Annotated in this window: 20 protein-coding genes; 13 read left to right on the top strand and 7 right to left on the bottom strand. The window is 45.4% G+C overall.

Annotated elements, in window-relative coordinates; genetic code table 11:
• Window positions 1-6: 6 nt before the first annotated feature.
• The 6 genes from H8K32_RS12780 (at window position 7) to H8K32_RS12805 (ending at window position 8,330) form a co-directional block, all read left to right on the top strand.
• Window positions 7-828 carry a carbohydrate ABC transporter permease gene (locus H8K32_RS12780; protein WP_186912919.1) on the top strand — a complete coding sequence of 274 codons (822 nt, stop codon included), beginning with the start codon at window positions 7-9 and terminating at the stop codon, window positions 826-828.
• The gene (locus H8K32_RS12785) at window positions 825-2,339 is read left to right on the top strand and encodes a glycoside hydrolase family 3 protein (RefSeq protein WP_186912920.1); all 1,515 of its coding nucleotides are present in this window, start codon (window positions 825-827) and stop codon (window positions 2,337-2,339) included. Before H8K32_RS12780 ends, H8K32_RS12785 begins: the two co-directional genes overlap by 4 nt.
• Before the next feature lie 115 nt (window positions 2,340-2,454).
• Entirely contained in the window at window positions 2,455-3,582 is a 1,128-nt protein-coding gene (locus tag H8K32_RS12790; protein ID WP_186912921.1) for an ABC transporter ATP-binding protein, read from the top strand.
• On the top strand, window positions 3,582-4,796 hold the full coding sequence (locus H8K32_RS12795) for a DUF5009 domain-containing protein (RefSeq protein WP_186912922.1): 1,215 nt from the start codon (window positions 3,582-3,584) through the stop codon (window positions 4,794-4,796). Before H8K32_RS12790 ends, H8K32_RS12795 begins: the two co-directional genes overlap by 1 nt.
• 319 nt (window positions 4,797-5,115) lie before the next feature.
• On the top strand, window positions 5,116-5,961 hold the full coding sequence (locus H8K32_RS12800; RefSeq protein ID WP_186912923.1) for a phosphate/phosphite/phosphonate ABC transporter substrate-binding protein: 846 nt from the start codon (window positions 5,116-5,118) through the stop codon (window positions 5,959-5,961).
• Window positions 5,958-8,330 carry a PAS domain-containing sensor histidine kinase gene (locus H8K32_RS12805; protein ID WP_186912924.1) on the top strand — a complete coding sequence of 791 codons (2,373 nt, stop codon included), beginning with the start codon at window positions 5,958-5,960 and terminating at the stop codon, window positions 8,328-8,330. The genes H8K32_RS12800 and H8K32_RS12805 overlap by 4 nt, the downstream gene beginning before the upstream one ends.
• Window positions 8,331-8,349: 19 nt before the next feature.
• Here the strand turns inward: H8K32_RS12805 and H8K32_RS12810 are convergent, their stop codons facing one another.
• Window positions 8,350-9,669, bottom strand: a complete 1,320-nt coding sequence (locus H8K32_RS12810; RefSeq protein WP_246447340.1) for an MFS transporter — start codon at window positions 9,667-9,669, stop codon at window positions 8,350-8,352.
• 536 nt (window positions 9,670-10,205) lie between these two features.
• Between H8K32_RS12810 and H8K32_RS12815 the strand changes: the two genes are divergently transcribed.
• The gene (locus H8K32_RS12815; protein WP_343068001.1) at window positions 10,206-11,285 is read left to right on the top strand and encodes an acyltransferase family protein; all 1,080 of its coding nucleotides are present in this window, start codon (window positions 10,206-10,208) and stop codon (window positions 11,283-11,285) included.
• Window positions 11,286-11,375: 90 nt separating this feature from the next.
• Here the strand turns inward: H8K32_RS12815 and H8K32_RS12820 are convergent, their stop codons facing one another.
• The 3 genes from H8K32_RS12820 to H8K32_RS12830 form a co-directional block, all read right to left on the bottom strand.
• On the bottom strand, window positions 11,376-12,212 hold the full coding sequence (locus H8K32_RS12820) for an HDOD domain-containing protein (RefSeq protein ID WP_186912926.1): 837 nt from the start codon (window positions 12,210-12,212) through the stop codon (window positions 11,376-11,378).
• A 385-nt stretch (window positions 12,213-12,597) separates the two neighbouring features.
• Complete coding sequence (locus H8K32_RS12825; protein ID WP_186912927.1) at window positions 12,598-13,659, bottom strand: zinc ribbon domain-containing protein; 1,062 nt, start codon at window positions 13,657-13,659, stop codon at window positions 12,598-12,600.
• Window positions 13,660-13,881: 222 nt separating this feature from the next.
• The gene (locus tag H8K32_RS12830) at window positions 13,882-16,599 is read right to left on the bottom strand and encodes a S9 family peptidase (RefSeq protein WP_186912928.1); all 2,718 of its coding nucleotides are present in this window, start codon (window positions 16,597-16,599) and stop codon (window positions 13,882-13,884) included.
• 434 nt (window positions 16,600-17,033) lie between these two features.
• On the opposite strand from H8K32_RS12830, the gene H8K32_RS12835 reads away from it, so the two are divergent.
• From H8K32_RS12835 to H8K32_RS12845, 3 genes are read left to right on the top strand one after another with little or no spacing between them, the layout of a single operon-like run.
• Complete coding sequence (locus tag H8K32_RS12835; RefSeq protein WP_186912929.1) at window positions 17,034-17,426, top strand: GntR family transcriptional regulator; 393 nt, start codon at window positions 17,034-17,036, stop codon at window positions 17,424-17,426.
• The gene (locus tag H8K32_RS12840) at window positions 17,423-18,277 is read left to right on the top strand and encodes an ABC transporter ATP-binding protein (RefSeq protein WP_186912930.1); all 855 of its coding nucleotides are present in this window, start codon (window positions 17,423-17,425) and stop codon (window positions 18,275-18,277) included. Before H8K32_RS12835 ends, H8K32_RS12840 begins: the two co-directional genes overlap by 4 nt.
• Entirely contained in the window at window positions 18,277-19,215 is a 939-nt protein-coding gene (locus tag H8K32_RS12845) for an ABC-2 transporter permease (protein ID WP_186912931.1), read from the top strand. The genes H8K32_RS12840 and H8K32_RS12845 overlap by 1 nt, the downstream gene beginning before the upstream one ends.
• Window positions 19,216-19,348: 133 nt before the next feature.
• Here H8K32_RS12845 and H8K32_RS12850 read toward each other — a convergent pair whose 3' ends face one another.
• The 3 genes from H8K32_RS12850 to xseA form a co-directional block, all read right to left on the bottom strand.
• Window positions 19,349-20,224: a DMT family transporter gene (locus tag H8K32_RS12850; RefSeq protein WP_186912932.1), complete on the bottom strand. Its 876-nt coding sequence runs from the start codon at window positions 20,222-20,224 to the stop codon at window positions 19,349-19,351.
• A gap of 152 nt (window positions 20,225-20,376) precedes the next feature.
• Entirely contained in the window at window positions 20,377-20,955 is a 579-nt protein-coding gene (gene sodB, locus H8K32_RS12855; RefSeq protein WP_186912933.1) for a superoxide dismutase [Fe], read from the bottom strand.
• A gap of 156 nt (window positions 20,956-21,111) precedes the next feature.
• Window positions 21,112-22,476 (bottom strand): exodeoxyribonuclease VII large subunit, encoded by a 1,365-nt coding sequence (xseA, locus tag H8K32_RS12860; protein ID WP_186912934.1) that lies wholly within the window; start codon window positions 22,474-22,476, stop codon window positions 21,112-21,114.
• Window positions 22,477-22,479: 3 nt separating this feature from the next.
• Here xseA and H8K32_RS12865 point away from each other — a divergent pair, with 3 nt between their 5' ends.
• The 3 genes from H8K32_RS12865 to H8K32_RS12875 all read left to right on the top strand — a co-directional run bounded on the left by H8K32_RS12865 (window position 22,480) and on the right by H8K32_RS12875 (window position 24,688).
• Entirely contained in the window at window positions 22,480-22,794 is a 315-nt protein-coding gene (locus tag H8K32_RS12865; RefSeq protein ID WP_186912935.1) for a hypothetical protein, read from the top strand.
• Between the two features lie 836 nt (window positions 22,795-23,630).
• Window positions 23,631-24,236, top strand: a complete 606-nt coding sequence (locus H8K32_RS12870) for a MotA/TolQ/ExbB proton channel family protein (RefSeq protein ID WP_186912936.1) — start codon at window positions 23,631-23,633, stop codon at window positions 24,234-24,236.
• A 2-nt stretch (window positions 24,237-24,238) separates the two neighbouring features.
• A complete protein-coding gene (locus H8K32_RS12875; RefSeq protein WP_186912937.1) occupies window positions 24,239-24,688 on the top strand; it encodes an ExbD/TolR family protein in 450 nt (149 codons plus the stop codon).
• The last annotated feature ends 70 nt before the right edge of the window (window positions 24,689-24,758 follow it).

Raw genomic sequence — 24,758 nt, forward strand, 5'->3', positions numbered from 1 at the left:
GCCAAAATGAATCATCATAAAATTCTCCGTATCGTGTCGCAGTATCTGGTGCTCGGCGTGATCGCTGTGATTTGCGTTTTCCCGTTTTGGTGGACTTTTGTCGTCGCCATTTCTACCAAAGGAAATATGTTTGAATTTCCGCCGACGTTTTGGCCGCAAGGCGTCTCGCTGGCTAATTTTATTGAGGTCTTTCGGGTAATACCCATTCTGGCATTTTATAAAAATTCGCTCTTGATTACAGTTGCCACGGTACTCGGCAAGTTAGTGATTTGTTCGCTGGCCGCTTATCCTTTATCGAGGATGGCATTTCGCGGCAGTAAATTAATACTGGGCATCATTCTTGCAACGATGATCTTGCCTTCTGAAGTGAATTTTTTGGTCAACTTTATTAGTATGACAAAACTAGGTCTGGTTGATACCTATACCGGTGTGGTGTTGCCTAATGTTGTGACAGCTGTTTCTATTTTATTGCTCAAGCAGGCGTTTGATGAGGTGCCGCAGGATTTGTTAGATGCAGCGCGGGTGGATGGTGCAACAGAATGGACGATTTTTTATCGCATTGTTTTACCATTGATTACGCCGTGGCTGGCGACGGTTGGTATTTTGACGGCGGTGGAAGCGTGGAATGAATATATCTGGCCGTCGATCATCATTGCTAAGCCGGAAGATTTTCCTTTATCGGCAGGTGTTTTGTATTTGCGCGGCACCTACGGCAGCAGCACCCGCGTGATTGCAGCGGGAACTATTTTGACAGTCGCACCAATTCTGGTCGCCTTTTTATTTACTCAGCGCTTTTTTATGCGCGGTATGGATGGAGCAGTGAAATGACGCAAGACAAACAGCATGTAATGAGCCTTGAAGAAGCACGACAACTGGCTGGTCAGTTGGTGATGATACGTATGCCGATCACCAGTCTGGATGAGGTATCAGCACACTATTTGAAGCAACATCACATCCGTGCCATCTGCTTGTTCCGCGGCAATATGACAGATGAAATTCAGCTCAAAAAATTGACATCTGATTTGCGTGAAGTGATGGGGTCAGAATCTTTGATCGCTATTGATCAAGAGGGTGGGGCGGTAGTCCGTGCCACTTGGGTACCGCAACCACCTGCAGCAATGTCACTCGGTGCTAGTGATGATCCAGAATTATGTTATCAGGTTGGCGCAGCCGTAGCACGCGGCGTGAAGGCGTTGGGTTTTAACTGGAATTTTGCACCCGTACTGGATTTGAATAATAACGTCGATAACCCAGTCATTTCTGAACGCTCATTTGGCTCTGATCCACAACGTGCAAGCGAATTGGCGCTGGCCTGGATGGACGGTAGTTTATCTGAAGGCGTGGCGTGTTGCGTCAAACACTTCCCAGGCCATGGCGATACCAATGTCGATTCACATCGCGACTTGCCGACCGTGGATAAATCACTTGAACAATTGCAGGCGCTGGAACTGGCTCCATTCCAGATCGCCGTTAGCCGCAACGCGCCAGCAATGATGACCGCACACATCGTTTATCCGGCTTTGGATGCAGACAACCCGGCAACGATGTCTAAGCCTATCCTGACCGGCTTGTTGCGTGATCAGTGGAATTATCAGGGCGTGGTCATTACCGATGGTATGGACATGCATGCGATCGCTGGTCGCTACGGCGTTGGTAATGCCGCCGTCAAAGCCTTATTGGCGGGTGCTGATCTAGTGATGGCCTTGGGCACAACAGAAACACAAATTGAAACGCTCGAAGCCTTAACTGAAGTCATTGCGAGTGGTCAGATTACCCGAGAAGAAATTGCCAAGCGCCTGGAGCGTGTGCGTAGCCTGACTGATGCTTATCCATGTCAATCTACTGCATATCAATCAGACATGGCAGACCGTATTTTGATGTCGTCCGCATGGAAGCGTGGATTGACCGTCAGCGGCAATCCAGCTGCACCAGCCAAAGGTAGTAAGGTGCGTCTGGTCATCAGTGCCGACGTTGTGAGTGATGGCGTTTCTGAAGCAGGTATTCCTGCCGAAAAAGTCACGGCCATGCTCAGTAGCGTGTACGACGTTGAGACTGTTTGTTTTGAAGACGCCAATAGCTTTGACTGGAACGCTTTGCCGCAAGATGGTCGCTTTGTGATTCTGGCATCCACAGTACGTATTCGATACAGCCAACAAGTCCGCGATAGTTGGAAGCCTGATTTGCATCTGGTGTTGTGGAATCCGTTTCAAATGTTGGATATTCAGGCACCAGCCTTGATGACATATGGCTTTGCACCACCAGCGGTGGATGCCGCTCGCGCTTGGTTTGCAGGTGAAATCAGTGCAGACGGAAAAATTCCTGTTCACGGATTTAACTAAAAATATTTCAAATCCCTGCACAGAGAAGATCAGCAGATTGAGCCAGGCCTTTGAGTCTCAATCTGCTGATCTGAAAAACCCGTTTTCAAAAAAATAAAATCATCAGAGACAAATCATGGCCGACGTCAGACTTCAACAACTCGCAAAGTCCTATGGCAATAATCAGGTACTGCGACAGATCGATTTGCACATACAGGATGGCGAGTTCATGGTTTTTGTCGGACCGTCTGGTTGCGGTAAATCGACATTGCTGCGCATGATTGCTGGTCTGGAAGAGATCGACGAAGGCGACTTAATGATTGGTGGGATGCGCGTGAATGACACGCCGCCCGCGCAACGAGGCTTAGCCATGGTTTTTCAATCGTATGCTTTATATCCGCATATGACGGTATTTGAGAATATGGCGTTCAGTCTGAGTTTATCTAAAATGCCTAAGGCTGAAATTTCTGATGCTGTGCATAAAGCCGCCGCAGCATTACAAATCACGCATTTGCTGGATCGTAAACCACGCGACCTGTCAGGTGGACAACGACAACGGGTTGCAATTGGTCGCGCTATCGTGCGTCAACCGCAACTATTTTTGTTTGACGAGCCATTGTCTAATCTTGATGCCAGCCTACGCGTACAAATGCGTATAGAACTCAGCAAAATGCATAGAGAATTGCAGTCAACCATGATTTATGTCACGCATGACCAGGTAGAAGCAATGACGCTGGGGCAGCGTATCGCCGTCTTTAACGGCGGCGTTATTGAGCAGGTTGGTACGCCATTGGCATTGTATGAACATCCGGCTAATTTGTTTGTGGCTGGTTTTCTCGGGTCACCAAAAATGAATTTTTTATCTGCCTCTGCGATGACTGCCAGCGCTCAAGGTTTAATCGTGCAATTGACGGATGGTAGTCTTTTGCAAGTCTTGGTCGATGCTGGTGACATACAAATTGGCGATAAGCTGACCATAGGAATAAGAGCGGAACATCTGTGTCTTAGCGATGCTCGTGAAACAGAGCAAAATCAACTGAATGTTAACGTGAATTTTGTTGAGCATTTAGGCGACACGTATATCGTTTATGCGAATTTTCCTGGTGCCGAAAATCTGTTGGCTGCAAAATTCCCGGCAACGCATCAGTCTTTACTGGCGGGTCAACAATTGTGCCTGAAGGTAGAAGCAAAGCATTGTTATGCCTTTACCAAAGCGGGTGCAGCGTTGTCGCGTTTGACTTCGACACTGGCGAGTGAAGTTTGATGAATACGGCTACCGTCAATTGTGCTAGCACAGGTAATCGAAGTCTGAGCATTGATGTCTTTCGCGGTATCACGATTTTGCTGATGATTTTTGTGAATGACTTAGCTGGCGTTTCTGCTGTGCCGCTTTGGTTGAATCATATGCCTGCAGATGTTGACGGCATGTCTTTGGCTGATCTGGTTTTTCCTGCCTTCTTATTCATCGTCGGTTTATCTCTGCCGCTGGCGCTAAAGCAGCGACAGCGGGCTGGAGCAAATCGATCTCACCTGCTGGCGCATCAGCTGCTGCGTTCACTTTCGCTGATCGTCATTGGCGTGATGATGGTGAATGCTGAAGATGGGTTCCAGCAAAAAGCCATGCCTGTCTCTATCCATTTATGGTCCGCATTTTCATTAGTCGCGATGATTATGGTGTGGCATGTTGCGAGTAAATTTTCTCCGCGCAGCAGTTTGTTCTTACGTTGGCTAGGCATTGCCGTATTGGTGGCTTTAGCTCTGATTTATCGCGGCGGTGAGGATGGCCAATCAGGATTGCAAGTGCAATGGTGGGGCATACTTGGCTTGATAGGTTGGGCGTCGCTATTTGCCAGTTTAGTGGCGATTTTCTTTGGTCTTTCGCTACCGGTCATCATAGTTAGTCAACTCCTGTGCTTGCTTGGATTTATACTTTTCCAGCCACAGTATTTGTCTCAAATTCCGGTGCTGCATTGTCTGCGAGACGAAGCGAATCAGTTCACGCATACCATGTTGGTGCTATGCGGTGCATGTGTTTCGCAGATGTTGTATGGTTTGCCCGCGACAACTGTAGCAGAGCAGTATCAACGTTTGCGCTTATTGTTGATCTGGAGCGTTAGTGCATTCGTGATTGCGATGATCTTGCATCGCTATTTTCCGATTTCAAAAATTCATGCAACACCCTCGTGGGCGTGGTTTTCAATCGCTTTTTGCAGCACTATTAGTTTGTTACTCTATTTGGTGATTGATGTTGTGCGATGGGAAAACTGGTATCAGTTTTTGCTTTCCCCGGCAAAAAATTCGCTGCTGATCTATTTGTTGCCGTTTTTGATTTATAGTGGTTCACAGTACTTGCAACTCGAATTGTTACCCATATTGCGGACTGGCATCTTTGGAATGCTATCGAGCCTTATTTACGTCGGGCTGTTAATTTACCTCGTAAAGTTTTTGAATAGGTTAGGATTAAAATTAAAATTGTGACAATGTAATAATGGCAGGCTTGAGTATAATTTTTTTAAAGGTTCTGCCTTTTTTGTCTTGTTCAATTTTTATATTGGACTCGTCGGGTGGGGTGTCCCAGCTTGTTATTTTTATTGCTATTGATGCGCTTGCTGGGTAACCGTTTGTATGTTTAACATGCTATCGTATCAAAAAAATACATTTTCTAGCTTTTCACTACATTGCAATCCAAGACTTATAGCCCGCGATTCGCCCGCATGCAATAATTGGACATTCTTCGCAGCAAGTTTATTGCTGAATATCTTATTGTTAAAGCATATTTTTTGATGGAGCTTGTTAGATGTCCTGGACATTGACCCGTCTACGCTGGCTGGCTTTGTTTTTTGCATTTGCTACGTCTATGCCCGACGCCGCTGAATTGCAGCGCAATATCAAGGTCGGCATTCTTCCATACCTTTCCCCCCAGGTTCTGATCACTTTGTTTGCTCCGGTTCGCGAGCAATTGCAACAACAAACTGGAATCCCGGTTGAACTTTATACCGCTACTGATGTACCTGGTATCTTAAAAAAATCTCTGCACCAGGATTATGATGTGCTCATCATGTCGGCACATCTTTCCAGATTTCTACAAAAAAGAGCCGGTTATATTCCCGCGATTCAATTTACTAATGATTTGTATGGTTCCGTGTTTGTGGCGGATAATTCCAAGATAGTTAAATTGGCCGATTTGCGGGGGAAGAAGCTGGCTGTCACTGACCGGGCAGTGTTGGTTAATTTAGCGGTATTCAAAGCGCTTCAAGAAGACCATATACGTGAAGGTGATTTGATAGTTAGGCCAAGTTTGAATCAGAACGCAGCGCTGTTATCCATAGTTAAAGGCGAAAATGACGCTGCGATAGCCGCTCATTTTGCCTTGGATCAAATGCCTGAAGAACAAGCGCGTTGCTGTCGTGAAATTTTTCGTACTCAGACCTTGCCAAATATGATGATCTCGTTTTCTTCGCGATTAACCGAGAAGCAAAGGCTGGCCTTGACGGCGGCACTGCTCAACTTGCCAGAAACTGAGGCTGGCGCGCAATTTTTAAAAAATAGTCGGTTTGGTGGGGTAAAAAAAATTGAGTTGTCGAGTATGCCTGAATTGGATAAATTTCTTCCTGAAACCTTAAAGTATCTGGATTTGCAATGAGATTGTCGTTACGTTGGAAATTGGTTTTAGGCTGCGTACTGGTAGAAGTGGTCATGCTGAGCTTTTTGGTTGCTAATAGTTTACGGCTCAATCATGATCACATGTTGCAATTGGTCGATCTTCGGTTGAAAGAAGTCTCAGTCTTATTGAATGCATCCATCGCCCCAGCGCTCGCTCAAGAAGATTACGCTGCGATTAACGATGTGTTTCGCAGTAGTCGTCGCAAAGACGGTATTGTTTATTTTCTTTTGTTTGATCACGATCATCATTTGATCGTCTCGAATGGTTGGGATAGTGAATTGCCACAGGACCTTTCCCATTTTCAAACCGCAAAAAGTCCAACGCGCATTGATGCACGCTTGCCTGTCACATTGGCTGGTTTGCCCTATGGTGATTTGATGTTTGGCGTGAACACCCAATTTGTACTGGATGCACGTAACAATTTGTTGAAAGAATCTATTCTGATTGCCGCGGTAGAAATTTTACTGTCTTTTATTTTTATCGCTTTACTAGGTTCTTGGCTGACACGTCATTTAAAACGTCTTGAAGTCGCTGCAAACGCAATCTCTCGTGGTGAATATGGACTGCGCATTGCGCATACAGGTAATGACGAAGTTGGGATAGTAGGACGTGCTTTAAATGTTATGGGAGAACAATTAGAGCGCGATATTCTCACCTTAAAGCATAGTGAACAGCAACAACGTGAAACCGCCGAACGATTGCAGTCGGTATTTGAAGCAGTTCCTGATTACCTGACACTGAGCAAATTAGACAATGGCATGATCGTCTATGCGAACGCGGGTTTTGAAGCAATAACTGGCTACACACGTAATGAGACCATGGGTAAAACCAGCCTGGAAATGGGAATTTGGCTCGATATCGAAAATCGCAAACGTTGGGTAAAAATTGTTAAAGTCAACGGCTACGTGAGTGATTATCAGACATCCATTCTGGCTAAGGATGGCACGGTAAAAGCGATACTGTTGTCAGCAAAGCTTCTGAACATTGATGGAGTTCCTCACATCGTCACTATTTGTAAAGATATTACGGAGCGTCTTGAGTCAGAAGTGAAGGTGGAGATGAGTCGTCGCAAACTTCAAGCGGTGTTGGATGCCGCTTCAGAAGTCTCGATCATAGCGACGGATGTCTACGGCAAAATAACGATGTTCAATAGTGGCGCAGAAAAAATGTTGGGATATAGTGCAGATGAGTTTTTGGGCAGACTGACACCAGCACCTTTTCACGACAAAGAAGAATTGCGCGAACGTAGCCGGCAATTATCTAAACAATTTTCGCGCCACATTTCTGGTATCGAGATTTTTACCGCGATAGCGATTAGAGATGGTTCTGATTTCACTAACTGGACGTATATTCACAAAAGCGGCAAACGTATTAATGTTTCCCTTGTCGTCACAACAATGCGCGATGAGTTTGAAAACGTCGTCGGCTTTTTGGGGATCGCGCGCGACATTACGCCACAAGTTGAGGCTAGAGCTGCACTGAGTAAACTTAATGATGAACTCGAATCAAGAGTTGTTGTGAGAACTGCGGAACTGAAAACAGCCAACGATGAGTTAGCTGAAGCAATGGAAAAATTACAGCTGGCGCAGGATGAATTGATACGCTCTGAAAAGCTCAAAGCTTTAGGAAATATCGTTGCCGTAGTCGCGCATGAGCTCAATACGCCGATTGGCAATAGCCTGACAGTGGCGAGCACTTTGCGTGAAAAAACCAAACATGTGAATCAATTATTTGCTGAAGGTGGCTTACGCAAATCGAGTCTCAGTGAGTATCTGAGCGATGCTGATGAGGGAACCTCTATTTTAATCCGTGCGTTAAATCGCTCCAGTGATCTCGTTAACAATTTTAAACATGTTGCTGTCGACCAGACCACAGAACAACGCCGGCCATTTGATTTGCATGACGTTATCGTCGATGTGGTTGCAGTATTGAGTCCGATGTTACGCAAAACACCTTACCGTTTTAATTTTGAGGTTCCTTCAGGGATATTGATGGATAGTTACCCCGGCCCGTTAGAGCAGGTCGTGACAAATTTAATCACCAATTCTCTGGCGCATGCATTTGAGGATAAAGATCAAGGCGAGATGTATTTGAGCGCATCTCTACTTGACGACAATACGGTTCAAATTATTTTTACGGATGATGGCATAGGGATAGAAACAGATCACCTATCACGAATTTTTGATCCGTTTTACACCACCAAATTAGGGCGTGGTGGAACAGGTTTAGGTTTGAACATCGTACACAATATTGCCACCAAAACTTTAGGGGGAAATTTGAGTGTTGAGAGCATTTATGGCAAGGGTACCGTATTTACTCTCAACATCCCGTTAAAGGCGCCAATCTGAGGGCGCTATTGGTTGCCGATTAAGCTTTGCTATTTGCTTCCATGCTTTGATCTGTGACGACAGTATCGTTGGTCGCTGGTGTGCCGTCCTTAATCTTGACAAAGCGTGTCAGTATCAAAACAGGAATAGCTGAGATTAATACCCATACAAAAAAATTCTTGTATCCCAAAGCAACCTGAATATCGCCACTGATCATTTTAAAGAACACAAAACCCAGTTGCATGACACCAGTACCTAAGGCGTAATGCGCAGTCTGGTATTTACCGACCGCCACAACTTGCATGATGAAAAGAATTAATCCGACAAAACCAAAACCATAGCCAAACATTTCAAAGCTCAATGCAGTCGCGATCACGCTCATATTGTCGGGCAGCGTGCTGCTCAGAAAAAAGAACACCAGGTTTGGTACATTCATCGCCAAAATCAACCAAGGCAGTGCCCGACGTAAGCCCAGCCACGACGCGAAATAACCACCGAGAATACTCCCCCCGAGAAACGCGACTGTACCTGCCGTTCCATAGACGACACCGACCTGATCTGTACTCAGACCTAATCCACCGAGTTCCCGTGAATCGCGCAAAAACAAGGGACCTATTGTTTGAATTTGACCTTCACCTGCGCGAAATAAAATGATGAAAGTAATTGCAAGCCAGATACCCGGTTTTTTGAAAAAATCGATAATCACATCGAGTAAGGTCGTGAATACACTGCGCATTGATGCTTCAGTGTTAGTGTTTTTAGTCCCTGGCAACGCCCAGCTATGATATAAACCGAGCGCTGTCAGCATGATGCCCAGTATGCCAAAAATGATCATCCAGGCGTGATGCGCATCCATTTGTTTTTCTAAATAACCCGCCAGAATGACCAGTCCACCGAGCGAGATAAATTTAGCAGCATTAAAGAATGCACCTTGCCAACCTGCGTAGGCGGCTTGTTGCTTATTGCTGAGGCTGGCAATATACAAACCGTCGGCAGCGATATCATGGGTTGCCGAAGCGATTGCTACTACACCTAGCAGTGCAATACTCATAGCAAAATACATAGGCATTTGTAACGATAATGCGACTAGTCCAAGGCAGACACCGCCGATGAGTTGAAACGAGACAACGATGAGTTTTTTACTGCTAGCAGCTTCCAGAAATGGACTCCATAGACATTTAAATACCCAAGCCAAACCAATCAAGCCAGTCCAGCGGGCAATTTGATCATTGGGAACACCTAAACTTTTATACATCAGACCTGCGACCAAGGCGACGGCATAAAAGGGTAAACCTTCTGCCAGATATAAGGTGGGTACCCAACGCATAGGGTGGACGCTTACTGTCTTTTCAGTAGTCATAAGATAGTCTCAATGGCATAAATTATTATGGTGCTGATCGGCTTGAATTTTCATCTTTATAACGTCGACAGCAAAGCTTAGGATTCAGAACATACTAGCGCCTGTCATCTAGGTCAACTGGTTTTATATTTGCAATGCCACTTAAGTGCCAGTATTATTTGTTTGGTTTAAATATCGAGCATATTTTTTACTTTAATACACTGAGAATCTTCCATAAATCGCCGATTATCAGCACGCTGTCTGGGTGTTGCATCTGCTAGGTTAACATGTGTTGATTGATTAACTGGTATTGTCATCGCTAAGTTTATTTTTTGCTGTTTTCAGGATGCCAGGAAGATGATTTTCTCGGTAATTGGTATTGGAATTAATTCAAATGCGGAACTGTAAGACCTTCTGAGTTTTGTTGTTGCAGAGTTTTGTGCTGCACAGAGCCGGGTAGCTTGCACGGGTTATTTGATAAAGACAAGAAGGTAGTTTTTTTTAGTGCTTTCTAGTACATCAATAAAATTACTTGTATAAAAATGGAGACAAAGTACGTGGAAAAACAAAAACAAGGTCGTTTTTTATCGGTAGATGTATTTCGTGGCCTCACCGTCGCCGCCATGTTATTGGTCAATAATGCTGGTGATTGGGACCACGTATTCCCATGGCTTGAGCATGCCGAGTGGCACGGATGTACACCGGCAGATTTTATTTTTCCTTTCTTTTTGTTGATTGTCGGATTATCGGTTTCTCTTGCATTGAGCCCACAATTAGAACGTGGCGCCAACGTGAATGCCTTGCGATCTTCCGTGCTGTGGCGCGCTGTACGTTTGTTTTGTCTGGGCTTGGCATTGCATTTGATTGCTACGTTAACGATTGATGGGCGTGCGTTCCGACTGCTTGGCGTGCTGCAAAGAATTGGTATTTGTTTTGCTTTTGCAGGTTTATGCGTACTGTACATACGCTCCTTCATACAGCGTTGGATATTGACTGCTTTGATCCTGGTGACTTCTACTTTGGCACTGTTGGCATACGGATCTTTATTGCCAGGACAAAACCTGGCAGACCATATTGATACGATGTTATTAGGTCATTTCGCTTATAGCTTTGATGCGGTGACAGGGCTGGCACATGACCCTGAAGGTATCTTTTCTACATTCCCGGCTTTCGCCAGTGTTTTGTTGGGTGTTCAGGCCGCCTGGTTTTTGCGTCAAAGTAAATTATCTGCTTTATGTCTGATCGGTGTCGGCATGTTGGTGGTGGGCTATTTGATGTCTTACTGGTTGCCAATGAATAAGCAATTGTGGACGGCTTCATTTGTGTTTTGGACCAGTGGCGCCGCTTATATCGTTATCGCTGCGTTTCATTGGCTGATTGATCTCAAGAATTTTCCTGGGATTGGGCGTAGTTTTGGCATCAATTCCATCGCTGCTTATGCTGGATCATGGGTGGCGACTTGTTTGCTTGCATTTAGCGGTTGGGGAGACGCCATTTACAAGCATGTCTTCTTGCCATTGTTGGGCGCGCGATTCGGTGAGGACTTTTCGTCGGTTGCGTTTGCGTTGGCATTTACCGCAGTGTTCGCCGCGCTCATGTATGGGATGGCGCGCAAGGGGTGGCGTATAGTGATCTGACGAATAGAGGGAGGTTACATTAACACTGCCCTTCATTTTTTATCCACAAAAAGTAAGGCGCTCGTTCTAGCCATTCAAGCTTTACTGCAGTTATACCAATAATGCAGCCGATAAAGATTCGATTTCGTCGTCGGCATTATCAAGAACTTCTTGCAGTGTCGTATCGTCAACTTCAAAATCGATATTGGCGGCGAATTTCTTGGTGTTTAAGCCATCTTGTTCATGTAATGGGGAAATGACAGGGGCAATATCATTGGCCAAGATCAGCGTATCACCTAATGATATTGGTGGCACACCAGATATACCTTGCCAGAGTAATTCAGCCGCTTTCATCACGTGTTCCGGAATACCTAATTGCTTCATCACGCCACGGCCAATTAATTTTTCGCCATATTCGCGCCAGATTTCAGGTTCACCATCAAGTAAGCCGGGAAACTCTTCTGCTCTCGAAATTAAATAAAAACCGCCAACCTCATGCACGATGCCAGCGAACATCGCTGTATCTGGATCGACTCTGGTGATGTGTCTGGCGATAACTTGCGCTAATGCCGCTACGTGGGCTGAATGTTCCCATAGTTGTTTGGCTTTTTGTTTTAATACCGGATCGCGTAGCTGACTATTAAGCTGACGTACCAGGGTCGCGCTTACCAGTGTTCTGAGGGTGCGAAAGCCGAGACGGCTGATCGCCATGGGGACATTGTTGATATCGTTGCCAGAGCGATTAAATGCCGATGAATTAGCCATCGCTACTGTTCGGGCTGATAGTACAGGATCGGCAATGATGTATTTTGCGGCTGTTTCGAGATGACAATCTGGGTTGTCGAGGATGCGCTTTAACTTTAAGGTTTCTTCAACATGGGTAGGAAATACCAAATCGCCCTGATTGGCTTGTTCGGCAATATTTTTATAGATGGCTAAACGATCCATGAAAGGCCTCCCTCGAAACATTGAGATCTGATGATAGTGTTAAAAAATGTAAATTGCTAGGTATTGATTGTATAGGATAGTACAAAATTTCCATGTGGCAACGTTTTTTTCTATCTTGATTCAAAGCGGGAACGTTCTTAAAATGGCTTATAAGATTTAGCATTTTTACATTAAAAATTATAAAAATACTACTAAATATTTTGTAAGTGTTGTTCAATTGCTGTGAAAAATTGTGGAGACAGACAGACTCATCCTGAGGAGTGAGTCTGTCTATTATCTGAAACGTTGCAAGGAAATGTAGTGTGACGACGCGACGCGCAAAGACGTGGTGTAACTTAAAACCAGATGCTACCTCAACAATCCCCTGCAACTATCGGCTCGCGCGTCAGGATGTTTTTTTATTTTTATGATCGTTGGCTGGTACGCCACAAGTTGGACAATACGGGTAAAACGCGTTGTGTCGTAAGCCACATGCATGGCATTTGGTGTAGGTTGTTAGGCCGCAGTGCATGCAAAAATTAACCTGCACGCCTTCAATTGCCGGGATTGCTCTGTCGCACCCGGGACATTGTCCGCGTGCCATAGATTCAAGCGCTTTTTCATAGCGGATCTCGTGCTTACGTTCCTCCTGCGGAGCAGCCTGCTCCAGACTTTTTTTCTCCAGATAATTTTGCAGCGATTTGATTAATGCTTTTCCGCCGATGAATGTCAGCGCCGCACCAACACCATAGCGGATATAACCACCAAAGCTCGGAAGATAAGGGACCAGTTCAAAGAAAAATGCGAACAGTGCAAAAACGATGTAGCCCCAAACGAAAGGCCATTGCTGACTTTTGCGATGCTGACGAAACAGCCATATGGCGATTGCTAACAGAGGTGCCACGAATAACAAACGAATACCGAATGCCTTGAGCGAATCTTTGTAGAGTGCGGTTTCGTATGCACGATTTGCAATGACTTCCAGGTCTGCGAGTTGCTGTTGCTGTGGTCGTATGTTTTCTTCGATCACTAGTTTTTGTTGATCGATCTGTTTAATTTTATCTTCGAGTTGCTGTTGCATTTGCAACTGCACATCAAGCTTGCGTGCTTTCGCGACAACTTCTGGATTTTGATCTGACTGTTCAGTGCTATTGCGTGCCGCCCGCCAATTATCGAAACTCTGCTTGTCCTTTGCATAGTTTTCACGACTTGTGTTCAGTTGATTGCTCAGAAGGCGTTGTTGATTTTCGAACGCAAGTATCTGCTTACGCTGAGGAGCGATGAGTAATTCAATTTTTTGATTTGCAGCATGATCGACAAAATCCTCCGGTGTTGGTGATTTTGACAAAAGCGGTAAATCGGCAATCAGACTCGCACCGACTTTGATGAGGAAAAATGCAAATAATAAGGCAATAGCCCACTGTCCAAATCGAAAAAATCTTTCAGGCCCACGCAGCTGTGTGTACATACCTTCTCCTTCAATTTTGATGTTGAGCAGTTCCGTAAAAATCTTTTTTTATTCAATTTCTATGGAACTGGAGTTGCCATTTTATACCGTTAATTTAATTTCCCATCCGATATATTTTTTGTATTTATATTGATGGCTTTGAGAAAGAAATTGGGTAAAAAAAACAGCGCCCATGGGTAGGGCGCTGTTTATCAGATTAAAACGTAATAAAAAGGAAGAACATTATTTGTTAGCCGGGCTTCCTTCACCAAGGTGCTGAACAAAAAAGCTTTCATATTTTTTATGCCAGGTCTTGGCTTTGATCGCACCGCCCATGCCATGTTCACCGTCAGGATCGAGGAATAAATCGACCAATTGTTCTTTGCCATTTTCCAGCAAGGCACGATAGACATTGACCGTGTCCTGATACAGCACATTAGGATCTTGCATGCCGTGTACCAGCATCAAAGGCTTTTTCAAGCCGGATGTTAAAGGCAATAAAGAGAAACGGCGTAAGCTGAGTTTGCTTCTTTCGGTTTTACCTAAAGTACGACCGGTGTACCAGCTATTGTAGTTTTCCCATTCTGTCGGGCCACCTCCGGCAATCCCCGCAGCAAATGTGTCTGGACTAGTGTACATCGTATATTGCGTCTGGAAGCCACCAAAACTCCAGCCTGTCAGACCAATACGCTTACCATCTACACCGAAATGTTGTTGCATGTATTTTGCCAGATCTTCCAGATCTTCGGTTTGTGGTTTGCCAGGTTGTTCCCAGTTAGCGTCGCTGAATTTTCTACCGTAATTTGAATGGCCACGAGGATCTACTGCAACAGTGACATAACCATGTTTAGCGGCCATATACATGCCAAATAGGTAGGCGGTTTGTTGAAAGCTATCGGTTTCAATAATATGGCGATCGCCCAGAGGTCCACCGTAGGTATAGACGATGGCAGGACGTTGGTCGCTTTCCTTCCATCCTTCAGGTTTGAATGTATACGCTTGTATCATGTCACCGTGGCGATTTGGATAGCTGAAACGGATCGGACGCATGATATCGACGGCGTTCCACAAAGGGTCGTTACTTTGTGTCAGTGTTTTAGCTTTGGCCGTTCTGGTATCAATTAATTTTAATTCTGGACGGCTAGACCATTGACCGGCAACGCTGGCGAGCTCAGTGCCAGTATCGGCAATTGCGCTGGCGCGGTGGTAGTCGCCCGCCTGACCCAGTGCAGTCATCGCACCGGTTGCCATATCGACCTTGAACGCATTCATTGCGGCAAAATCGTCTTTGTTGGCAAGCACAAACATGAACTTACTATCGGGGCTGAAGCCGACAATATGGTGCGCTTCGAAATCACCTTTTAAGATTGGTTTGGCAGCACCGGTGTCAGTATTGATCACGTAAGGTTGACGGTAACCCTGTTCATCCAGAATCGCGATCAATTGTTTGCTATCAGGGGTGAATTGCGGTGATATGAAGCCGACGACTTCATGACCGACATTGCCACGGCGCTCAAATACCAAGCTTGGTTTGCTAGCTTCATCAGCTTTACCAACGTAAATGCGCAACAAATTCTTTTCCCGTTCCCAAGTCGAGAATGTGTAACGGCTACCATCTTTTGCCCAGCTGACATCACTCATTTCAAACCACACATCGCCGCCTTCATTTGTGAACACTGGTTGCGGTTGACGGGCATTGCTATCGCTGACACGACGAATATATAAGGCAGTCGGTAACACTTTGCGCTTGTCATCAGCAACTTCACGATCGACTTTTTTAGCAGTAGCGAAACGGGTGTTGTAATCCATGATCTCGACTTTGCGCTCAGATGGTGGATTGACTTTGCCCGTTTCCGGATTGATGTCCGGTGCTTCTGCAGAAATCGCCATCCACTGTTTGTTCTCGCTCAGAACCGTGCTCACGATTTTGTACTTCTTATCGGCATCATCCGGATGAATCAATTCGCGGTTTAACTGGCGAATGGTACTGTGATCAAAGCTGGCGCTGTATAAGCTTTTTTCGTCCATATAAATGTAGCCTCTATCGTCCGCGTTGTAAGCGACGATACGTTCTTTTTTGTCAGTTTGCATCAGGCGTTCGACCTTATAGGTGCTGGCGTCGAGGCGGAATAAATCACCGCGATATTCAAAAATTAATTCATTCTTTTTGTTGGCCCAGACCAGATTATCGATGCCTGGATAAAGATCGCTAGGTTTGAGTTTTTCTTTGTCGTTTTTCTTTTTCAGCTCGTCACGCAATTCCCAGATTTCTTTTTCTGTATCGGCTTTAGCGTCTTTCTGATCGTCTTTTTTATTTTCTTTTTTATCTTCTTTTTTTGCATCGACGCTGGCGGTGTTCGCACTCTTATCCGCAGCAGCTGCAGCGGCTTTTTCTTTCGCAGCTTCCGCATCGGCCTCGGCTTTTTTTATCACTTCTTTGGCTTTCTTTTCTGCCAGTTCTTTTTTGATCAGGGCTAAATCAGCATCTTCCCATTGTTTGAGATTGACGTTTTCACCACGTAAATAGGCGGCCTGGGCTTCAGCCTTTGCCTGACGCTCAGCTTCTTCTTTTTCTTTTTGTTTGGCCTTTTTATCGAATCTGTCCCACACCTCAGGGGCATCGTAGGCTTTCATTACTGCTGGTGATGTAATACGTTTGCTGACCCCAGTTTGCGTGTCGTAAATGTACAAATCAGAACCCAACTCATCAAACGGATTCCAAGCATAAGCAAGATAACGTCCGTCGTGGCTGAAGTTGAGCAATTTAGCCTGTTGCCCTGCGTAGGATTTAGCACGGTACAGTTGTTCTAGTGTCAGGTCAGCGGGATTGATTTTGGAAACAACGGTGTTTGTGCTGATATTGCTGTTCGAGACTGCCGCGGCAACATTTTGCGGGGTCAGGCTGACCAGCGCGCCACTGCAGGCGAGCGCGATGCTTAGGGTAATAATTTTCGGGGACATGGGTGGAAGGCTCCTGGAGATGCTTTTTTATTGATAATTATTTGAAGGTAAGACAAAAAGCTGTCGCAGCACCGTTGTGGTGCTTTGTTTTGCATCCGGAACGTCATGTCAGCAGTACTTGGCCGACAAGAATCGTTCATTTCTGGATGAATTTCAGACCAATAGCCTGAAAGTGAGCTGTATTGACTGAAGTTGATGATTTTAAGTTCCTCGAAATGAAATGAAAAGTGGAAAAATATTTTCACTAATTTTTATGAGACTGTTGAAAGTCTGCTGAATTGGTTTTAAGGCAAATTATTCTTTTAACGAAATAAGTTGAAATTGATTTTTTGCTCATGTATAGTGATTTTGTGTGTTGGTTATGTATAACACTAACTTTGATCTGTTCTGATGACTATTGTTTGCGGTGTAGGTCAAATTCTTATGGGGGATGTATGACTGTCGATTGGCACGATCAATCGCCGATATACCGGCAATTGAAGCAAAAGGTCCTGTCGATGATACTCGATGGGATTTTAAAACCGGGCGATGCTGTGCCTTCGGTGCGACAAGTCGCGACCGAATACCAGATTAACCCGATCACCGTCTCAAAAGCGTATCAGGAATTATTGGAACAAGAACTGGTAGAAAAACGGCGCGGTGTAGGTATGTTCGTTACCGACAATGCGTTTGAGCGATTATTGATTTCTGAACGAGAACGTTTTTTAAAAGAAGAATGGCCTGCGACATGCCAACGTATTCGTCGCTTGGGTTTGCCCCTCGATGATTTAATGCCTGGCCTTAACGTATCCCAAGTAGCACCAGACCGACAAGGAGAACAAGAATGAATGCGGTAGTTTCAGCAAAACACTTGCGTAAAACCTATGGCAAGCAAGTCGCCGTAGATGGAATCAGTTTTGATATTCCGTCTGGACGCATCGTCGGCTTGATCGGCCCGAATGGTTCAGGCAAAACCACGACTTTGAAAGCAATTTTAGGGCTGACTTCGTATGAAGGTGAACTCAGCGTGCTGGGCCTCAATCCGCACACCCAACGTGATGCTTTGATGGAGGAAATTTGCTTCATTGCTGACGTGGCGATTTTACCGTCATGGCTCAAAGTTAAAGATGCAGTCGATTTTGTCGAAGGTGTGCATTCCAAATTTAATCGTGACAAAGCACAACGTTTTTTAGCCAAGACCAAACTCACACCGGAGATGAAAGTTAAATCCATGTCGAAAGGCATGGTGGTGCAATTGCATCTGGCTTTAGTGATGGCAATTGATGCCAAATTATTAGTGCTTGATGAACCGACTTTGGGGCTGGATATTTTGTACCGCAAACAGTTTTATCAGGATTTGTTAGAAGACTATTTTGATCAGAACAAAACCATCATCATCACAACGCATCAGGTGGAAGAAGTGGAGCATATTCTGACTGATTTATTGTTTATCCAAAACGGAAAAATCAGCTTGTCAGCAAGTATGGAAGAAGTCGAACAACGTTTCATCGAAGTGGCAGTCAGCCCTATGCATGTCGAACAAGCGCAGGCATTGCATCCCATTGATCAACGTTCGATGTTTGGCAAAAACGTGATGCTATTTGATGGTGTTGGCGCTGACATATTGCAAGCGCTGGGCGAACTACGCCGGCCTAGTATTGCGGACTTGTTTGTCGCTACGATGAAGGGAGCAAAATAATGAAACAGCTGACCACCTTGAAATGGTTATTGAAGCGTGAGATCTGGGAAAATAAAGCAATGTTAATCTGGTCCAATTTGGTTCTGGCTGGATTGATTTTGATCTTTACTTTATCCGGCATATTTCGTTTAAAAGATGCTGCAATCAAAGCAGATCTCCAGGCTGATGTGCAGTTGAATGACTTGGTAACGGCAGTGGGGCACTACTTTACATCTGGATTAATTTTATTTTCTATCCTTATGGTATTTGCGGTGTATTCGTATGCAACCGGATCCCTAAGCGATGAAAGAAAAGATCGCAGTATTTTGTTTTGGAAATCTTTGCCGGTATCGGACGAATTGACGGTGATTTCTAAAGTCATTGTTGCGCTGATTCTTTTTCCATTAATGGGAATGCTTACTCTTGTCCTGACTAACTTGATATCGATGTTTGCCTTATGCGGTGCTTATGCTGCTCATGGTGTAGGTTTATTTTCTTTAGTTTTCAGTAGTAACGGAATATGGGGACAGATAGGAAATACGCTAAAGTCCTTTCCTATATATGTCGCTTGGGCTTTGCCTACGATAGGTTGGATGATACTCGTTTCATCGTGGGTAAAAAGTCGTCCTGGTATGTGGGCTATTCTGATTCCAGTTGGTGTTTTCGCGTGTATAGCATTTGCAAATGACGCGGTAGGTGTGAAATTTGTTAGGGATGTTGCGTACGCCTTATTGTTCCGGGGGGTATTTAGCATTGTTCCAGATTCGTGGAGCTATCACTATTATCTTACTGAGTATGAGCAAACACTATCACTCCCAGCGTCGATACAAAATGTTGTGCTTAAGGCTGATTTGTCGTCTTGGGATATTTTTGCAACGTCTGATCTGTGGATAGGTGTTATTGTTGGTATAGGTATGCTATTCATGGCCGCCAGAATTCGTCGCGGAAGAGGTGATTAGTTCATGTCTTGTTTTGAAGTTGGCAACCTCAGATTTCTGTAAATGAAAATTGAAACAGGCTCATCGAATTCATTTTTGATGAGCCTGGTTGTTATCCTCTTTCATTACGTTTAAAGAGATTTATAGCTAATCTTCACCTCGCAGGCCGCACCACCAAAGCTACACCCATTAACGCAATCACCATCCCGACCACCGCCGTCAGCGTAAATTTTTCTCCAAACATCAACCACGCCATGAGTGCCGTTACCGCGGGTACCAGATACATATAGCTAGTCACCTTGGTTGCTTCACCGTGGCGTATCAGCACGTATAACACGGAAATCCCAACGCCAGACAAGATGAAAATCGACCATGCCATGGCGATAAAAAAATGCGACGTCCATAAAATCGTTTGTGTTTCAAGTAGCAAAGCAAGGGGAATCGTCACTAACAACGAGGCACCAAACTGGATCACCTGACCAGTGCGTACATCAAAAGACGGACACGTCTTTTTTTGGTAAATCGTGCCGGATGTCATCGCCAAGAGCGCCATGATCGCCAGCGCTACGCTTGCCACTGACAGATGCACCACGGATATTTTATTCGCGACGACGAGTCCGACGCCAGCGATACCAAAAGCCAGCCCCAGCCATTGCCTGCCACGAATGCGCTCACCAATGATCGGACCCATGATGGCAGTCAGGATTGGTTGGGTATTGGCGATCAACGCCGCCATGCCAGCGGGCATGCCCAATTTGACCGCACACCAGATGCCACCAAGGTAGACTGCCTGCATCAGTACGCCCGCAATCGCTATCGGTAGCCATTCTTTACGGGCAGGCCACGGTGCCCGCATTATCAATGCCAGTGTCAACATCAGGATCACGACGCCAAGATAGCGCATGCTGAGAAAGGTCAGTGGCTCGGCATAGGGGAGACCATACTTGGCAGCGACAAAGCCAGATGCCCAAATAAAAATAAATACGCCGGGTAAGGAGCGATGCAAAAAGGAGCTGCCAGATGTTGTCATGTTAAAACTGTCTCGAAATAATTTTTTTGAATGTGTGCATCGTTAAATATTCGCATAAATACTTCAGACGATAGATGAAAAAAAACCTGCGATGCTTTTGCATACGCAGGTTTTTTTCATCGATTCCGGTGTGGGCACCGAAATGATCAGAATTACGCCAGGTTTGCTGCGGCGAAATCCCAGTTTGCCAATGCCCAGAATGCTTCCAGGTATTTTGGACGTGCATTCCGGTAGTCGATGTAGTAAGCATGTTCCCACAGATCGCAAGTGATCAGTGGCTTGTCTGTTGTTGTCAACGGTGTTGCTGCGTTAGATGTGTTGACGATGTCGAGTGTACCGTCCGCTTTTTTCACCAACCATGTCCAGGAAGAACCAAAGTTGCCGATGCAGGATTTAGTGAATGCTTCTTTGAATGCGTCAAAAGAACCCCATTTTGCGTCGATAGCTGCTGCCAATGCACCAGCTGGAGCGCCGCCGCCGTTTGGTTTCAGGCCGTTCCAGTAGAATGTGTGGTTCCAGATTTGCGCTGCATTGTTGAAAATACCAGCCGAAGATTTCTTAACGATTTCTTCCAATGTGGAATTTTCGAATTCTGTACCTTTGATCAGGTTGTTCAGATTAGTGACGTAAGTCTGATGGTGTTTACCGTAGTGGTATTCCAGAGTCTCTTGAGAGATGTGCGGAGCCAGAGCGTCCAGTGCATAGGGCAATGCCGGTAGGGTATGTTCCATGTTGCGTCCTTTAGTTTTCTTCAGAGGTTACCGTCGAAATAACGGCAAATACGTGGTGCTAAACTGTCATTGTAAGCGTTTGTGCGAAAGCTTGCAGCTACCCGACATCAAAATCCTTTATCTCTGTCTTTTCACTATCTGGCCAAAGCGCAATTTTTAATCGGTCAGGCTTTGCTGTACGCTAGTCACGCTAATGTCCGCGCTGCCTTGTGCGAGTCTGACGTGGAGCAGTGTATTCGCTTGCAGCTCAGTGCTTGAACGCAACGCCTTGCCATGTTTATCACTGAGAATGGCGTAACCACGTTCCAGCGTGCGTTGCGGGTTTAGCAGCTCTAATTGTGCTTGTAAGCCCGCCAGGCTTTGCTGGCGCTGGCGTATGCCTTGTTGTTGCGCCTGGGTCATACGCCGTTGCCAGTCCAGAAGCAATTGACGTGGCCTGTCCGGGTCAGGGCGCGCCGTATGCCAGCGCTGTTGTAGTTGCTGTAGTTGATGTTGTGCACGTTGCAACGGCATTTCACTCGCGTAACGCAGACTTTGTGCACTTTGCTGCAATTGCTGGCGTTTGGCGGCAATCGCCGCTTTGGGACTCAATAAACGGCGTGACAACCAGTCCAGCGTCTGGCTTTGGGTCGCCATTTGCCTTTGCATGCTACGTTGCAGATGCTCTTGTTGCCTTTGCAATTGAGCCAACCATTCAATGCGTGGCGTGACGGCCAGTTCGGCTGCGGCTGTTGGGGTCGCGGCGCGCAGATCGGCAGCAAAATCGGCAATCGTAAAATCGGTTTCATGACCGATACCAGCGATCACGGGGATCGGGCTATGCGCAATCGTGCGGGCGACGATTTCCTCATTAAACGCCCACAAGTCCTCAATGCTGCCACCACCACGGCAGACCAACAGCACGTCGCATTCGGCGCGGTCAGCGGCGGTGGCAATCGCCTGGGCAATCTTGTTGCCTGCGCCGTCGCCCTGTACCGGAGTGGGGTACAAAATCACATTCACATGCGGCGCGCGGCGCCTCAGGGCTGTCAGAATATCCCTTAGCGCCGCTGCTTGTGGGCTGGTCACGATGCCAACGGTCTTGGGAAATACAGGCAAACCGCGTTTGCGTTCCGGGTCGAACAAGCCTTCTTGTGTCAGTTGTGCTTTTAATCTTAAGAAAGCCTCGTACAAATTGCCCACACCGGCGCGCCGGATAGCTTCGACGCTCAGTTGGTAGTCGCCACGCGGGGCGTATAGTGTCACTAATGCTCTGACTTCGACCTTGTCACCTTCACGTGGCTGGAAGTCTGCATACTGGGCGCGGCCGCGGAACATCACAGCACGCACCTGGGCCGCATTATCCTTGAGGGTGAAGTACCAATGCCCAGAGGCGGCGCGGGTGAAATTGGAAATCTCGCCGGAAACCCATGTCAGTGGCATATTTCGCTCCAACAACTGTGCAACGGCGTTGTTGAGCGCTGAAACTGTCAAGACAGATGGCGTGGCGTTTGAGTTCAGTGAACGAAAGTCAGTATTCATCAGATGAAAAAACAAAAAAGCTTTCCACAGAAGCGTGAAATGGTCATCAGGATGTCATTGTGTGCTACAGATGTCAAAACAAATGCAAATATCTTCTATAAGTTATTGATTTTCATTGGTTTTTCAAATGCAAATAACTTGAGCAATATGAAAATTTCCTTACAAATCAAGGGCTTTGCAGCTTATCAAGTGCCTTGTGCACAAACTTATCCACAGAATTGGTGCATAAACAGTGGATATCTTCGCCGGAGTTCTGGATTTTGTGGATTGATTAAAATCTATGCAGTAATAGAAACGTTAATAAAATCAGTTACTTAACTACTTATAATCGGCTTCTACACAACGTTATCCACAAATATTGTGTAGAAAATCGGAAATTTCCATAAAAAATGTTGGTGATTTCAAAGTTACTCACAATAAAGCTTTATTCGTGCTTCTGCTTAAAATTTAAGCTCTGTAAAATTAGTCATATAAATCATATACTTAATTTGATCTCCTCAGCTTTTTCACAATCTTGTCCACATTATTTGTGCAAAAGCTCAGGCTTATTCAATGGAGATGCTTTAAAAGTTATATTTTTAATATCTAAAAGTGCTTTTTTGTGTATAAAACTAGCTTTGCTTAAAAAATGGGCGGTATTGAATTATCTATATAAATCAATTGATTAAGTGAATAGTTTCAGCTTTTGCACAACGTTATCCACATAATTTGTGAAAAACAAACAGATTTATCCCCATGTCGAAATTTTGCTTTATTTTTGAGCGGAAATCCTCTCGAAACAGGCTTTTGATTAAATTATTTGCAGAGGTATAAATTACTTTAAAATCAGACGCTTATGTATATTTGCCAGCCTTGTGCACAAGCTTATCCACACAAAGTGTGCAGAAAGAAGTGAATAATTCAGTGTTTTTTCTCATTTTTTGCATCGGGAAAGCCTGCTTAATTCTTGAGCGAAACCTTAATTGTCTTTTAATTCAAAGGCTTACCTCGATTTGTACAGCTTATCCACAAGCTTGCGCACAGTTTTTGTGTAAAACGTTGGTTTTTGATTGTGTTTCGGTTGTTGAAAGATAAATCAACAAAGTACACTTGCCCGACGGCACACAACACGCTACATTGCGGGGTTGGAATTCTGAACCTTCAAGGAGTGACCTTTGTTCGCTATTATTCAAGCCGCCGGCTGGCCTATTTATCTTTTGTTGACTGCCTCTGTGATCGCTTTGACGTTGATCATAGAACGTAGCCTTTCATTACGTAGAAATAAAATTTTGCCATCTACTTTGTTAGATGAGGTAATACGCGTCTATCAGGTCGGTAAAATAAAACCAGAAGTGATTGATCAATTGGCGGGTAATTCGCCGTTAGGGAAAGTACTGGCGGCAGGCTTGCGCAACGTCAGTGCGCCGCGCGAAGTAATGAAAGAATCGATAGAAGAAGCGGGTAGTGCTGTGGCGCATGAGTTGGAACGCTTTTTGACTACCTTAGGCACGATCGCTTCACTCGCGCCATTAATGGGTTTGTTTGGTACGGTCGTGGGTATGATTGAAATTTTCGGTTCTCAAACCGCAACGGGGGCCAATCCGGCGCAATTGGCGCATGGTATTTCGGTGGCCTTGTATAACACTGGTTTTGGTTTGTTGATTGCGATGCCATCTCTGGTTGCTTATCGTCATTTCCGTGCTCTGGTTGACAGTCTGGTGGTCGATATGGAACAGCAAGCGGTCAAATTTGTTGATGTTGTTCACAGCGCCAGGAAGTAAGCATGAACTTTCGTAAAGGAAAGGGCAGGGAAGAGCCTGAAATCAACCTGATCCCGTTTATTGACGTGTTGCTGGTGATATTGATTTTTCTGATGGTCACAACGACCTATAGTCGTTTTACCGAATTACAAATCACGCTGCCAACTGCTGATGCTGAGAAAGCGCAAGATACCAAGCCGAATCAGATTAACATCGGTATTGATGCTCAGGGGCGTTATAAGATCAATGACCAGGCCGTTTCTTTTTTGGATACGGCTACCTTGGCAGATGATCTCAAAAAAGCCGCTGCTGCTTTGGATGAAGGCAAGACTGGCGTTCGACCTGACCCGATTGTGATCATCAACGCAGATCGCGCAACCACGCATCAGTCAGTCATTGATGTGCTGGAAGCGGCCCGCATTGCAGGCATGGCGAAAGTCACGTTTGCTGCGCAGGCTTCGAGTCCTAAATAAGGCGAGTTAGAGCACGCTTACGTGAGCAACTTGCAAAAAATGCAGTTAATAATTCAAAACCAGATGGCCT

It is taken from the genome of Cognatundibacterium jejuense, from assembly GCF_014284255.1.
In the GTDB taxonomy this organism is placed as follows: Bacteria; Pseudomonadota; Gammaproteobacteria; order Burkholderiales; family Burkholderiaceae_D; genus Undibacterium; species Undibacterium jejuense.

What these genes read in the sequence shown, in the direction of transcription:
- H8K32_RS12780 (WP_186912919.1), top strand. Translation starts at nt 7, where the DNA reads ATGAATCATCATAAAATTCTCCGTATCGTGTCGCAGTATCTGGTGCTC.
- H8K32_RS12785 (WP_186912920.1), top strand. Translation starts at nt 825, where the DNA reads ATGACGCAAGACAAACAGCATGTAATGAGCCTTGAAGAAGCACGACAA.
- H8K32_RS12790 (WP_186912921.1), top strand. Translation starts at nt 2,455, where the DNA reads ATGGCCGACGTCAGACTTCAACAACTCGCAAAGTCCTATGGCAATAAT.
- H8K32_RS12795 (WP_186912922.1), top strand. Translation starts at nt 3,582, where the DNA reads ATGAATACGGCTACCGTCAATTGTGCTAGCACAGGTAATCGAAGTCTG.
- H8K32_RS12800 (WP_186912923.1), top strand. Translation starts at nt 5,116, where the DNA reads ATGTCCTGGACATTGACCCGTCTACGCTGGCTGGCTTTGTTTTTTGCA.
- H8K32_RS12805 (WP_186912924.1), top strand. Translation starts at nt 5,958, where the DNA reads ATGAGATTGTCGTTACGTTGGAAATTGGTTTTAGGCTGCGTACTGGTA.
- H8K32_RS12810 (WP_246447340.1), bottom strand. Translation starts at nt 9,669, where the DNA reads ATGACTACTGAAAAGACAGTAAGCGTCCACCCTATGCGTTGGGTACCC.
- H8K32_RS12820 (WP_186912926.1), bottom strand. Translation starts at nt 12,212, where the DNA reads ATGGATCGTTTAGCCATCTATAAAAATATTGCCGAACAAGCCAATCAG.
- H8K32_RS12825 (WP_186912927.1), bottom strand. Translation starts at nt 13,659, where the DNA reads ATGTACACACAGCTGCGTGGGCCTGAAAGATTTTTTCGATTTGGACAG.
- H8K32_RS12830 (WP_186912928.1), bottom strand. Translation starts at nt 16,599, where the DNA reads ATGTCCCCGAAAATTATTACCCTAAGCATCGCGCTCGCCTGCAGTGGC.
- H8K32_RS12835 (WP_186912929.1), top strand. Translation starts at nt 17,034, where the DNA reads ATGACTGTCGATTGGCACGATCAATCGCCGATATACCGGCAATTGAAG.
- H8K32_RS12840 (WP_186912930.1), top strand. Translation starts at nt 17,423, where the DNA reads ATGAATGCGGTAGTTTCAGCAAAACACTTGCGTAAAACCTATGGCAAG.
- H8K32_RS12845 (WP_186912931.1), top strand. Translation starts at nt 18,277, where the DNA reads ATGAAACAGCTGACCACCTTGAAATGGTTATTGAAGCGTGAGATCTGG.
- H8K32_RS12850 (WP_186912932.1), bottom strand. Translation starts at nt 20,224, where the DNA reads ATGACAACATCTGGCAGCTCCTTTTTGCATCGCTCCTTACCCGGCGTA.
- sodB (WP_186912933.1), bottom strand. Translation starts at nt 20,955, where the DNA reads ATGGAACATACCCTACCGGCATTGCCCTATGCACTGGACGCTCTGGCT.
- xseA (WP_186912934.1), bottom strand. Translation starts at nt 22,476, where the DNA reads ATGAATACTGACTTTCGTTCACTGAACTCAAACGCCACGCCATCTGTC.
- H8K32_RS12865 (WP_186912935.1), top strand. Translation starts at nt 22,480, where the DNA reads ATGAAAAAACAAAAAAGCTTTCCACAGAAGCGTGAAATGGTCATCAGG.
- H8K32_RS12875 (WP_186912937.1), top strand. Translation starts at nt 24,239, where the DNA reads ATGAACTTTCGTAAAGGAAAGGGCAGGGAAGAGCCTGAAATCAACCTG.